The organism is Pseudoalteromonas sp. S554 (assembly GCF_005930865.1).
Lineage (GTDB): Bacteria > Pseudomonadota > Gammaproteobacteria > Enterobacterales > Alteromonadaceae > Pseudoalteromonas > Pseudoalteromonas marina.
On sequence record NZ_PNDV01000092.1, the window covers coordinates 12,473 to 25,624 of the forward strand.

Consider the following 13,152-nt stretch of genomic DNA (forward strand, 5'->3'; position numbering starts at 1 on the left):
AAAGGATTAGCTGAGCATGCTTAAATTAACTGTTAATTTGGACGAGCGAAGTTATCCTATTTATATTGGGCAATCTGCACTTCAAGATAATGGCCGTCTAATTCATCATATTGGTGATTGTCGGCCTATCATCATTACTAATGACACAATTGAACCTTTATATCTACAAGGCTTACTTGATTCATTAGCTGAATTAAATCCTCTTTCCTTTATCATACCTGATGGTGAGCAATACAAGTCACTAGAGTGGTTTGAAAAAATATCCGCTTTTTTACTGCAAAATAATTGTGGTCGCGATACTTGTTTGATTGCATTAGGTGGTGGCGTAGTTGGTGATTTAACTGGTTTTGTAGCTGCATGTTATCAACGTGGCGTGCCGTTTATTCAAATACCTACAACACTTTTATCGCAAGTGGATTCATCTGTTGGTGGAAAAACAGCGGTGAACCATCCGTTAGGAAAAAACATGATTGGGGCTTTTTATCAGCCACAAGCTGTTTTTATTGATACTCAGTCTCTTCATACACTCCCAAAAAGAGAGTTTGCGGCAGGAATGGCTGAAGTTATCAAGTATGGTTTAATATACGATACCGAGCTTTTTACTTATTTAGAGCAAAATGTTGAAAACTTACAGCAGCTAAATGAAACATGCCTGCAGCATATCATTTACAGGTGCTGTGAAATTAAAGCGTTAATAGTTGCTGAGGATGAAAAAGAGCAAGGTCTCAGAGCATTGCTAAACTTGGGGCATACCTTCGGTCACGCAATTGAAGCCCAAATGGGTTATGGTAAGTGGCTTCATGGTGAAGCTGTTGCTACGGGTATGGTGTTAGCTTCTCAGTTGGCTCACACTCGAGGTGACTTAACGCAGCAGGATGTAGCGCGTATTGTGGATGTTATTAAACAATATAACTTACCAACTGAAGTACCTGCAGATATGACGAGTGAACAATTTTTATTGCACATGCGCAAAGATAAAAAAAATAAAAAAGGAACTATCCGTTTTATTTTACCCACTCAATTTGGTCAATGTGCATTGGTAGACGATGTATCTGACGATCAAGTCCGAGCATTAATCGAGCACTAAATGCAGTCACAAATTTTACCAAGCCGTGCGGCTTTGGTGGATAGAATCGCACTGCAATTTGAATATGGTCAAAACCTCATTGTTTTACTGGGCACATCAGGCCTAGGCAAAAGCTATCTACTTGAAACCTTTATTACCGATAAATACAACGACTTTAATAAAGCATTTGTACAGTCGAGTGCAAAATTGACGGACGCTCAGTTAATGAGCGATCTATTAGAGCAAAGCTTTAACAACCCGTTGGTTGATCATAATTTAAGTTTGTCTGAAAATTTTTATCAGTTACTTAATCAACAACAACCGGGCTCCTGTTTATGGGTTATTGACGGTGGTAGGCACTTATCAGAAGAGTTTTTAATTGAGCTGGAGCTGCTAGCTAAAAATAGCCCAATCACTCTCTATATTATGATTGCCTCAGCTGCAAAGTTGCCGGTTGAACATGCAGTTGAAATTCATCTTGAACGGCTTCCTCTTCATGAAAGTAAGCAGTTAATGGGGTGGTACTTTGAAAAGCTTCCTCACGATGAAGAGCCTGTTTTCCAAGCTTTTTTAGCTGAAGCTAATGGTAATCCTAGTTTATTGCTTGCATGGCAACAGGATGAGTACATCGCAGATATCAAAGTTAAAGATAAAGTATCATGGCGTGTACATTTACTGGTACTTATGTTGCTCATTATGTTCTTAATTATAGGCTTGTTATATAAGTCAGATATGAGTGATTGGTGGCAAAAGCATTATGAGCAAGGCACCATTGAGGTTGATAGCACTGCTATTCCAGTGAGCCAGGCTATTGCACCTATACCTGACACAGTAACAAAAGAAAAAGTAGCCGACATACAGCCTACCGCTGAAGGTGAAAGAAAAAACGATATATCCGCGATCATGCAAAGCTTAAATGCAGGCAACGAGATCAATGAGCCTATTAGCTCTGATACACTCATAAAAGATGAACCTGTTAAAGAGCTTGTGCAATCAAAAGTTAACAATGAGGTTAATGCATCATCAGTGCAACTGCCCATTAACGAAGCTAGCTCTTGGTACTCTAAGCAAAATGATTCAAATACGGTGATTCAGTTACTTGCAGTAACACAAAAGCAAGTTGTAGATGATTTTATAAAGCAGTATGCACTCCAAATAACGGCGTACACTTATCAAACTCAAAGAAATGGTAAAACATGGTGGGTGGTGACAACCGGCAGTTTTACAAGCATGAAGGATGCACAGCAAGGTATGAAAAACCTACCTGCAAGTATCTTAAAAAATAAGCCGTTTTATAAAAAAATTAGTAAAATAAAACAAGAAATTGCACGAGTTGATCAGTAATATAAATCGCTTTAGTGTAAAATCGCGCAACACCAGATTGAAGTAAAGAACCAATGCAGCAAAAGAGTAGAGCCTTCCTTAAATGGGCTGGCGGAAAATACAGTCTCGTTGATGATATTAACGCGCGATTAAACCAAGCAAGTTCGCATGCTGATACCTTGGTTGAACCTTTTGTTGGTGCCGGTTCCGTTTTTCTAAATAGCGATTTTAAGCATTATATTCTTAACGATATTAATGCTGATTTAATCAACTTATATAAAGAATTAAGAAATTCACCCGATGAGTTTATTAGTGATGCAAAAAAGCTATTCGTTGATTTAAATAACCACCCCGATGCGTACTACGAATACCGAGTTCAGTTTAATCAAAGCCGTGATGTATATGAGCGGTCAATGCTATTTTTATACATGAATCGTTTTGGTTACAACGGCTTATGCCGTTATAACTTAAAAGGTATTTTTAATGTACCATTTGGTAAATATAAAAAGCCTTATTTTCCTGAAAAGGAAATGTACTTTTTTGCTGAAAAAGCACAGCAAGCGACGTTTACATGCTTAGGCTACGATGACGTATTTAAACTGGTTCCTAATAACGCGGTTATTTATTGCGATCCACCCTATGTCCCTTTGAGTAAAACGGCTTCGTTTACTTCTTATGCTAAGGGCGGGTTTAATTTAGATGATCAGGCTAATTTAGCTAATTTGGCAGAAAAAGCGGCGTTTGAAAATAACACCCCAGTGCTTATTTCAAATCACGATACAGTATGGACACGGAAAATATACAGCCAAGCATCACTTGATCAAATTCAAGTAAAAAGAACGATAAGCCCTAAGGGCGGAACTCGTAATAAAGTAGGCGAGTTAATGGCTATGTACTTACCACTAAAACAACCACAGCATAAATTGAAAGCGCAAAAGCGATAAATAGTATTATCGCAATAGCAATGATTGAGGAAATAGAGTGTTCTTGAAAATCTGCGCGGCGCTTTTGTTCTGATTGAACACCAAAAAATGCGGCTAGCACACTTTGCAACGCGCTAATAAAGTGCCGCATTTTCTAGAATAAAGGCTTTAAAGAAGGTGTTTTCTTGCTGTCGTCTGAGCTTGTTAATAACTCAAGTAAATCCAAGTAGTGAAACTGAGCGCTGCGGCTATCACCAGTGATCCAAGAAAACCAAGAAGAGTCTTCTTCAAGTACATGTAAACAGGGTTTACTTGTGTTTATTTCGTGTGTTGATTGCGGAGCACAATTATTAACCGAGCTTAACTCTTGCCCTGAACTTGGCGTAAAATTTACTACCCCAATAACTAATAATGCAGATGCAATTAATATCCCAATTTTAAAAGCGCGCATGATTTGAACCTAATATTTTGTTACTTTTTTAAGCATAACAAAAACTGCTCAAATAACAAACTTGTTTCTAATAAAGACTATTAATTAAATGTCAAAAATAGCCACTTAAGTACTTCAAACGCAACAGTATTACGCCTTAGTTGCTTGGGTAACGTCATCAATTGAGTTACATTAACGTAATATTTTACTCATTGGTGAATCTGCTATGTTTAGCCCAGAACAAAAATACTTAATTGCCCCATCAATTCTTTCAGCTGATTTTGCAAAGCTTGGTGAAGATGTTGATAGCGTTTTAGCCGCAGGTGCAGATGTAGTGCATTTTGATGTAATGGATAATCACTATGTACCTAACTTAACGATTGGACCTATGGTGTGTAAAGCACTAAGGGACTACGGTATCACCGCGCCAATTGATGTGCATTTAATGGTTAAGCCTGTCGATAGCATCATTCCACAGTTTGCAGAGGCGGGGGCTTCAATAATTACTTTTCACCCAGAGGCGAGTGAGCATATTGATCGCACGATTCAATTAATCAAAGATCATGGCTGTAAAGCTGGCTTAGTATTTAACCCAGCGACCAGTTTAAGCTATTTAGATCATGTAATTGATAAGCTAGATACTATTTTACTCATGTCTGTTAACCCCGGATTTGGTGGGCAAAGCTTTATTCCTCATACACTTAAAAAGTTAGCGCAGGCAAAGCAACGAATTGTTGAGTCAGGTCGAGATATTCGACTAGAAGTGGACGGTGGTATTAAGGTGGATAATATCGCTGCAGCAGCTCAGGCCGGTGCAGATATGTTTGTAGCAGGCTCTGCTATTTTTAATCAGCCAGACTACGAAGTAGTTATTGATCAAATGCGTAAGCAACTTGAGAGTGTAAAATAATGCAGTACGATGCGGCATTTTTTGATTTGGATGGCACACTAGTCGATAGTGTATATGACCTATATATCTCAATTAACTTAACATTAAGCGACTTGGCATTTCCTATTGTAAGCCAACTTTTGGTCGAAAGCTGGGTAGGTAATGGTATAGATATGTTGGTAAAGCGGGCACTGAGTGGTGATATACAGGTTAGTGAGCATTTAGATGAATCACTAACTAATAAAGCCATTGCACAGTTTCATAAGCATTATGAACAACAGGTAGGCCAATACAGCGTGTTATACCAACATGTTGAAACAGGGCTTGCAGCTTTACGTGGTATGCAAAAAGCATTGATAACTAATAAGTCTCGAATTTTTACTGAAAAACTTCTTGATAAGTTAGCACTTACCAATCATTTTGAGCTTATTATTTGTGGCGATGATATGGCAAAAAAACCGTCACCTGAGCCATTATTGTTTGCGTGTAAAAAGCTAAATATTGAGGCCTCTAAAGCAATAATGATTGGCGATTCTAAAAGCGATATACTTGCTGCAAAAGCGGCGGGTATTGATGTAATTGCAGTAGGCTATGGCTATAATCAAGGTGAAAACCTTGCTGATTATAATCCACAGTACCTATGCGATAACTTCTTAGATATAATACCTGTCCTAACACAGCGTTAAATATTAATAATTAAGTAAATAAAGGAAAATCATGAGTAAACCAGTAGTTTTAAGCGGCATTCAGCCAACCGGTGGTATGACAATAGGCAACTATGTTGGCGCTATTAACCAGTGGCTAAAGTTACAGGAAGATCACGAAAGTTTCTTTATGTTGGTTGACTTGCATGCAATCACCGTTCGCCAAGAGCCAGAATTATTACGCTCTCGTGTACTAGATGGCGTTGCATTGTATGCTGCATGCGGTATCGACCCTGAAAAGTCAGCGTTATTTGTTCAGTCTCAAGTGCCAGAGCACGCACAGTTAGCGTGGGTACTTAATTGTTACGCGCAAATGGGTGAACTTAACCGCATGACCCAGTTTAAAGATAAGTCGTCAAAGCATGCTAACAATGTAAACGTGGGCTTATTTTCGTACCCAGTTTTACAAGCGGCCGATATTTTACTTTATCAAGCCGATCAGGTACCAGTAGGCGAAGATCAAAAACAACACTTAGAGCTAACGCGTGACATAGCGACACGCTTTAATAACTTATACGGTGACGTTTTTAAACTGCCAGAGCCTTACATTCCAGAGTTTGGTGCGCGTGTAATGAGCCTACAAGACCCACTCAAGAAAATGTCAAAGTCTGACGAAAATCCAAACGGCTACATTATGTTATTAGATGAGCCTAAAAAGATTGAGAAAAAGCTTAAAAAAGCAGTGACCGATTCAGACGAGCAAGCGCGTATTTACTTTGACCGAACTGAAAAGCCAGGTGTATCTAACTTACTTACTTTATTAAGCGTAGCGACTAAGCGCTCAATAGAGGACTTAGTGCCAGAGTTTGAAGGTAAAATGTACGGTCATCTTAAAAAAGATACAGCCGATGCAGTAGTAAGCATGATTGAACCAATTCAAGCTCGCTTTAAAGAAATTAGAGAAGATCAAAATTTACTTGATAACATAATGAAATCTGGAGCTGAAAAAGCCAGTGTACGTGCCGAGAAAACGCTTAAATCGGTATACGATGCATTAGGGTTTATTCCACGCGGATAGGTTTATTGAAATAAAAATGCCGCTTATTAGCGGCATTTTTCATATGGCACATATCAACATGATAGACCCAAATAAAAACAGTAGCGATACTGCTAATTTGTCTGTTTTATCCATTATTCGGCTCCTTTTACAGTTATGTCTTGTGCGTTATTAATACTCACTAAAGAAACGCTGTAGCCTTTATTTTCAAGTAATGTAAGCAAGCTATCTTGGCCTACAAGGTGTCCAGCCCCAACTAGTACAAACTCACTGCTGTCGTTATTAAACATTGCCTCTACTTTTGGTAACCAATTATTATTTCTATCTTTAAGTAGCTGCTTGTAGCTTTTTGGGTCATTTTTCTGCATATTTTCAACCGCTACCTTGTTTAGTGTGTCGGTATCACCTTCTCGCCATGCAGTTAATAATCCTTTAAATATATCATTATAGTTATTTAGCTCTGCTAGGTTACGTTTGATAAAGTCATTTTCGTTACCTTGACCCATTGTTTTATATAACTCTAACTGAAACTCCATTGTTTCTAAGTAGTTTTTTGTTTTGTTGTCTTTAGTCGCTTTTTTCGTATAGTAAGCATCAACACCTTCACCCATTAAGTTTTGTTTTTGCAGTTCCATGGACATTAAAACGATACCCACCATGGCTGGGCGAAAACCATCTAACTTTTCTAGGTTAGCGCCAAACTCACTCAGTTTATTTTCGAGTGAAGCTTTAACCTCAGGCTCTAACTTTTCACTTAACGTTTCATTATTAGTATATGAAAGCGCGCCAAGCATTTGCATTTGAGCATTAGTATCAGCTGGGTCTGCTGCTGGCGCTTCAAAAACAATTGTATCGGCTTGTTCATAGGCATGATTAAACTCAACGGGTAATGGCATTTCAGCTTTAGGTAAAATATGTACAGTACCGCCAATAAATAACGAGTCATCTCCTTTGCTTACTTGCCATACAGAGCTTTGAGCTTGTGCTGTATTTGCTACCAAGCTGCAACCAAGTAAAACGCTGGCAGACACTAATTTTTTTGTAAAATTTTTCATAATAACTTCCTAATACTTTAAAATTTGTTGTTTTTAGTTAGATAAAATATTGCTGAAATAAGCAGTAATTGACGATGTTACTTTTGAAAGGTTTTCGTCAATTTCTGTGTTTATTTTGCTCATTGAAGAATCAAGTTCAGCTGATATTTTTTCATCTATTGAAGAAAGCAGTGTTTGCGTATCGACATGAGTTTTTAAAGACTCAGTTGCATTTACTGTGTTAGTTTTTTGCTGCTTTTTGTTAGTTGGTTTGTTTGTTTCTGGATGTTCACCAATTACACACTGTTCAACGCTCTTTTTAAATATGTGTTGTTTCGTATCAACTGCGAAGGCTGATGTAGTATTAAAAGCAGTTACTAGTAGTAGAGTAGATAGACCTTTTTTCATTGTGCTGTTCATAATTAAACCTTTTATATTTTTAATTGCAGCTAATTTAGAATCGCAAATGATTTTTAGTAAGCTGCTTGTTGATGACGGTTTAAAGAATATCGCTGAATTTACTGAGAGTCGCTTATCTAGTTATGAGCAATTAATAGATAAGGTTTTAATCGTATTTAATTGTTTTAATTCAATGGGTTAGCGCAAAACCTTATTTTGTTGATATAAGGTTTTAAATGCTTTTTATACACAATAATGAGTTGATGTGGTACGGTTTATAAAAATAAAAATAAAAATAAAAATAAAAATACCTAAAGACTATGAATTATCAAATCGGACCTTGGCAATTTATAAGTAATCGCTGTGTGATTACTTCAAATAACTTAGAAAGGGAATTAGATCCACTTTTAGTAAAGTTATTACTGCACTTTGTAAATAAGCCTCAACAAATAGTTTCCCGCCAAGCGCTAATCGAAAGTGTATGGCAACAAAGCTATGTAGACGATAACGCGATTAACCGAGCTATCTCAGAGCTAAGAAAACAGCTTGCTCATCCAGCTGAAAAAGCACCGCTTTTAAAAACGCATTACCGTAAAGGATATAGCCTTACGGTAGTACCTGAACAGTTAACACGAGAAAGCGTTACTGAAAAGCCTGTAAACTCAATATCTGACTCGGCTACTGACACTACAAATAGTGATGATTTTACTGCTGCAACTATTTCAAAACCGGTTCCAGAAAAGAACATCAAAACGCTTTTGGCTTATACATTATTAGTCATCACCTGTATTTTTTCTATTGTGTGGTTGGTACTGTTTTATACAAGTGAAGGCGCTGGTGATGTAATTAAACAAGTTACGGTAAATAAGGTTGCGAGTACGTGGAATATAGGTAGTGAGGTTCACCCTGAGCTATCTTCAGATAAACACTATTTAGCTTATACCAATGTTGAACCTGAACAGGATTTTAATCGTGCATTTGTTAAGCGACTTTCTGATCAGAGAGAAGTAGAAATTACATACCCTGGTTTTCAGGTATCTATTTTATCGTGGCAGCTAAACCAACATGCTGTGCTATTACAAGCGACAAACTTAAAACAGCAGCAATGCGAAATGGTATTAGTTGATTTAAGCCAGTTTCCTATTATTGGAGACGCTAAACTTATAAAAAAATGTGACCTCAGATACACAGGTTATGCGCAATTAGATCAAAATGGTGAGTATGTTTATTATACCGAATACAAAAATGAGCAAGATGGCTCAGGGTTATACAAATTTGATTTAGAATTACAAAAGGAGTCGATTGTTATTCCTCCGCCAGGTGTAATGTATGGTGTAATAATGCCGCGTTTATCTCATTCGGGTAATAAAATAGCGTACATACTAAGCCAAAAAGGCCAGCCATTTTCTGTATTTAGTTACGACTTTAACACACGTGAGACTAAGCGATTATTTAAGGCAAAGAGAAGAACCATCAGTTTCGCGTTCGATTGGCTTTCAAATGATAAAGGCGTCATTGTGTTTGAAGACTCTGATCTTTCAAGCATTACGTTTAATGAAAATAATATAATTAAACATACTCTAAATGTTACCCCCGCAATTTCACCTTATTATATTGCAGTTCAGTCTGCTAATAGTCTGTTTTACTCAGCAAATAAAACACAAGCATTTTCATTAATTAAAGCAACGGATACCTTTGGCGACAATCCAGTTTATGAACCTTTGTATACAAGTGATAATGACGACTACAGTATTGTGGAAGTAATAAATAAAGCTGGGCCAGCGCATGTTTTTGTATCAGAGCGCTCTGGTAGCAGCCAATTATGGATTGCTCAAAATGGGCTAACTAAGCAACTTAGTTTTTTTAATTACGACGATGACTCCTCTACCTATAAATTAAGAGGGTTAAAAGTATCCCCTAATAAGAGGCGTATATTATTAATAAAAAATAAGCGCTTTTCACTTTATGACCTAAACACGCAAAAATTCTACCCGTTAGAGATGTTAAGTGGGCGAAAAATAGAGAGTTATATTTGGTCAAAAAATAACGAAAGTATTATTTATATTGAGCAGCTTGATTCAAAAAATAGAGTCGTTGAGTTGAACTTGCTAACCCGAGATACTCGCGTAATTGAAGACATTAAAGCCAATAAGCTCATTTCGGATAGTGAAGGTAACGCTTACGCAATAACACTTGATCAGTTAATTCGTCTCGCAGATAAGCAAAGCTGGGCATTACCTAAAAATGCCAGAAAGGCGAATGTATATGGAGTAAGCAAAGACTATTTTTATTACTCAGATTCTATTTCAAGAATTGCAAGGCTCAATTTAAAAGAGGGTACCGTGCAAGATACACACGTGGACTTTCGGCCTATCACTTTTGAGGTGAGTTCAGATAACGAAATTTTATTTACGGGTGCTAAATACAAAGATATGCAAATTATACAAATTAGTTGGGATGAATAAAAAGTTTATCAAGGACTAACAGTTGGGAGCCAAATATAAAAAACACCAAGTAGTTAAATTACTTGGTGTTTTTTTATTGGTATTAAAGCAATGGCTTTAGGTAATGACCTGTGTGCGAACGCTCACATTCGGCTACTTCTTCAGGCGTACCTGCAATAAGTATCTCACCGCCGCCAGCGCCCCCTTCAGGGCCTAAATCAACCACCCAGTCTGCAGTTTTAACCACATCTAAGTTATGCTCAATAACCACGATGGTGTTACCGTGATCGCGCAGGCGATGTAATACAACAAGCAGTTGTTCAATGTCAGCAAAATGTAGGCCAGTTGTGGGCTCATCAAGTATGTACAGTGTTTTACCTGTATCGCGTTTAGAAAGCTCACGGGCAAGTTTTACACGCTGAGCTTCACCGCCAGAGAGTGTAGTAGCTGCTTGTCCTAAGCGAACATACGATAAACCAACGTCCATTAGCGTTTTAAGCTTACGGGCTATTGCAGGTATTTTATCAAAGTAGTCGTGCGCGTCTTCAACGGTCATTTCGAGTACTTGGTGAATGTTTTTACCCTTGTATTGTACTTCTAGAGTTTCGCGGTTGTAGCGTGCCCCTTTACATACATCACAGGGTACATATACATCAGGTAAAAAGTGCATTTCTACTTTAATTACGCCATCACCTTGGCAGGCTTCACAGCGTCCACCTTTAACGTTAAAACTAAAGCGACCCACTTTATATCCACGAGAGCGTGATTCTTGTGTACCCGCAAATAACTCACGAATCCCCGTAAAAATACCGGTATAGGTAGCAGGGTTTGAGCGTGGTGTACGGCCAATAGGGCTTTGGTCAATATCAATTACTTTATCAAAATGGTCAAGACCACTAATTGATTTATACGGTGCGGCTTCGGCTGTGGTTGCGCCGTTTAATTCAGTATGCGCTAGTTTGAATAGCGTATCGTTTATAAGTGTTGATTTACCAGAGCCCGACACCCCTGTTATGCAGGTCATTAAACCAAACGGAATTTTTAAATCGACATTTTTAAGGTTGTTACCTGTTGCGCCAAATAGCTCAAGCCATTTATCGCCGGTTGGGTTACGCTTTTTTGGTACTTCTATTTTTCGCACGCCTGATAAAAACTGGCCAGTTACTGAGTCTTTCGTGGCTAAAATATCGTCGCGTGTACCTTGTGCGATAATATGTCCGCCGTGAACACCCGCACCAGGGCCAATATCAATAATATGATCGGCTGCGCGAATGGCGTCTTCATCATGCTCAACAACAATAACGGTGTTACCAAGGTCGCGTAAATGCACCAATGTTTGTAATAGACGATCGTTATCGCGCTGGTGTAAACCAATTGATGGTTCGTCTAATACATACATAACACCAACAAGACCCGCACCAATTTGGCTGGCTAAACGAATTCGCTGCGCTTCACCACCAGAGAGGGTATCGGCACTGCGCTCAAGCGATAAGTAATTAAGGCCAACATTGATTAAAAACGATAAACGGTCGCGAATTTCTTTAAGAATTTTTTCTGCTATTTGTGCTCTTTGGCCACTTAACGATAAGCTCTCGAAAAAGTCCATCGCTTCGCCAATACTCATGGTGGTAATAGCAGGTAAGTTAGTTTGGCCAATAAATACGTGGCGTGCTTCTTGGCGTAAACGCGACCCCTTACAACTAGGGCAGGCTTGGCTGGTTTGATATTTAGCGAGCTCTTCACGTACCGAGTTTGACTCAGTTTCGCGATAGCGACGGTTCATGTTATTTAACACGCCTTCAAACTCGTGGTTGCGTGTGATTAAATCGCCTCTGTCGTTACGGTAGTTAAAGGCTATTTTTGTACTGCCAGAACCTTCTAAAATAATTTTTTGAGAGTCTTTAGCCAGCTTTTCAAACGGTACGTCTAAATCAAATTTATAATGTTCTGCTACGGCTTGAAGCATTTGGAAGTAGTAAAAGCTACGTTTATCCCACCCTTTTATAGCACCTCCGGCTAAGCTTAACTCTGGGTTATGCACTACGCGGTTAGGGTCAAAGTACTGGCGTACGCCTAAACCATCACAACTTTGACACGCACCGGCAGGGTTATTAAACGAAAATAAACGTGGTTCTAATTCGGTCATTGCATAGCCACAGGTAGGGCAGGCAAAGTTGGCTGAAAACAACATTTCTTCAATACTGCTGTCGTCCATGTAGGCTACATTTGCTACGCCGCCCGACATTTCAAGTGCTGTTTCAAACGACTCAGCTAAACGCTGCTGTTGACCGTCTTTTACCTTAAAGCGGTCAACAACCACTTCAATAGTATGTTTTTTATGAAGTTCAAGTGTCGGCGGATCTGATAAGTCGCACACTTCGCCATCTATTCGGGCACGGATATAACCTTGGCTTGCAAGCTGCTCAAGTAATTTAACGTGCTCACCTTTACGGTCTTTAACCACTGGTGCTAAAAGCATCAGTTTAGTGCCCTCTGGCAGCGCTAAAACGGTATCAACCATTTGGCTAATTGTTTGTGCGGCTAAAGGTAAATCATGTGTAGGGCAACGAGGTTCGCCCACACGGGCAAACATTAAACGTAAGTAATCGTATATTTCGGTAATTGTACCTACGGTAGAGCGCGGATTATGCGAAGTTGATTTTTGTTCTATTGAAATTGCAGGAGACAGTCCCTCAATATGATCAACATCGGGTTTTTCCATCAAGGATAAAAACTGTCTTGCATAAGCAGAAAGTGATTCAACATACCGGCGTTGCCCTTCAGCGTATAAAGTATCAAATGCAAGTGATGACTTTCCCGAACCAGATAGGCCTGTGATAACAATTAATTTATCACGTGGGATGGTTAGGCTGATGTCTTTTAAATTGTGCGTACGGGCGCCTCGGACTTCAATGTTTTCCATGCTATCTCGTTAATTACCAA

Annotated in this window: 12 protein-coding genes; 7 read left to right on the forward strand and 5 right to left on the reverse strand. The window is 38.7% G+C overall.

The features are described 5' to 3' along the window. Positions 1-16 precede the first annotated feature (16 nt). Genes aroB through CWB65_RS17030 form a run of 3 tightly spaced genes read left to right on the forward strand, consistent with a single transcriptional unit; the run spans position 17 to position 3,333 of the window. Positions 17-1,087, forward strand: coding sequence for a 3-dehydroquinate synthase (gene aroB, locus CWB65_RS17020; protein WP_008131701.1), 1,071 nt, complete (start codon positions 17-19; stop codon positions 1,085-1,087). After that, on the forward strand, positions 1,088-2,410 hold the full coding sequence (locus tag CWB65_RS17025) for an SPOR domain-containing protein (RefSeq protein ID WP_138741068.1): 1,323 nt from the start codon (positions 1,088-1,090) through the stop codon (positions 2,408-2,410). A 53-nt stretch (positions 2,411-2,463) separates the two neighbouring features. After that, the gene (locus CWB65_RS17030) at positions 2,464-3,333 is read left to right on the forward strand and encodes a Dam family site-specific DNA-(adenine-N6)-methyltransferase (RefSeq protein WP_006793106.1); all 870 of its coding nucleotides are present in this window, start codon (positions 2,464-2,466) and stop codon (positions 3,331-3,333) included. Here the strand turns inward: CWB65_RS17030 and CWB65_RS17035 are convergent. Both CWB65_RS17035 and CWB65_RS17040 read right to left on the reverse strand, forming a co-directional pair. Continuing rightward, a complete protein-coding gene (locus CWB65_RS17035; protein ID WP_074210163.1) occupies positions 3,278-3,463 on the reverse strand; it encodes a DUF2970 domain-containing protein in 186 nt (61 codons plus the stop codon). The two genes, CWB65_RS17030 and CWB65_RS17035, sit on opposite strands and share 56 nt — an antisense overlap. Before the next feature lie 3 nt (positions 3,464-3,466). Beyond that, positions 3,467-3,763, reverse strand: a complete 297-nt coding sequence (locus CWB65_RS17040) for a hypothetical protein (RefSeq protein ID WP_006793107.1) — start codon at positions 3,761-3,763, stop codon at positions 3,467-3,469. Positions 3,764-3,968: 205 nt separating this feature from the next. On the opposite strand from CWB65_RS17040, the gene rpe reads away from it, so the two are divergent. From rpe to trpS, 3 genes are read left to right on the forward strand one after another with little or no spacing between them, the layout of a single operon-like run. Continuing rightward, complete coding sequence (gene rpe, locus CWB65_RS17045; protein WP_008131698.1) at positions 3,969-4,652, forward strand: ribulose-phosphate 3-epimerase; 684 nt, start codon at positions 3,969-3,971, stop codon at positions 4,650-4,652. Continuing rightward, complete coding sequence (locus CWB65_RS17050) at positions 4,652-5,317, forward strand: phosphoglycolate phosphatase (protein WP_008131697.1); 666 nt, start codon at positions 4,652-4,654, stop codon at positions 5,315-5,317. Before rpe ends, CWB65_RS17050 begins: the two co-directional genes overlap by 1 nt. A 31-nt stretch (positions 5,318-5,348) precedes the next feature. After that, entirely contained in the window at positions 5,349-6,353 is a 1,005-nt protein-coding gene (gene trpS / locus CWB65_RS17055; protein WP_006793110.1) for a tryptophan--tRNA ligase, read from the forward strand. A 113-nt stretch (positions 6,354-6,466) separates the two neighbouring features. On the opposite strand, the gene CWB65_RS17060 is transcribed toward trpS, so the two are convergent. Continuing rightward, positions 6,467-7,387: a TraB/GumN family protein gene (locus tag CWB65_RS17060; RefSeq protein ID WP_008131696.1), complete on the reverse strand. Its 921-nt coding sequence runs from the start codon at positions 7,385-7,387 to the stop codon at positions 6,467-6,469. A gap of 33 nt (positions 7,388-7,420) precedes the next feature. Continuing rightward, positions 7,421-7,786: a hypothetical protein gene (locus tag CWB65_RS17065; protein ID WP_008131695.1), complete on the reverse strand. Its 366-nt coding sequence runs from the start codon at positions 7,784-7,786 to the stop codon at positions 7,421-7,423. A 299-nt stretch (positions 7,787-8,085) separates the two neighbouring features. On the opposite strand from CWB65_RS17065, the gene CWB65_RS17075 reads away from it, so the two are divergent. Continuing rightward, on the forward strand, positions 8,086-10,230 hold the full coding sequence (locus tag CWB65_RS17075; protein ID WP_033025744.1) for a winged helix-turn-helix domain-containing protein: 2,145 nt from the start codon (positions 8,086-8,088) through the stop codon (positions 10,228-10,230). An 82-nt stretch (positions 10,231-10,312) separates the two neighbouring features. On the opposite strand, the gene uvrA is transcribed toward CWB65_RS17075, so the two are convergent. After that, complete coding sequence (gene uvrA, locus CWB65_RS17080; protein ID WP_008131688.1) at positions 10,313-13,132, reverse strand: excinuclease ABC subunit UvrA; 2,820 nt, start codon at positions 13,130-13,132, stop codon at positions 10,313-10,315. Positions 13,133-13,152 lie beyond the last annotated feature (20 nt).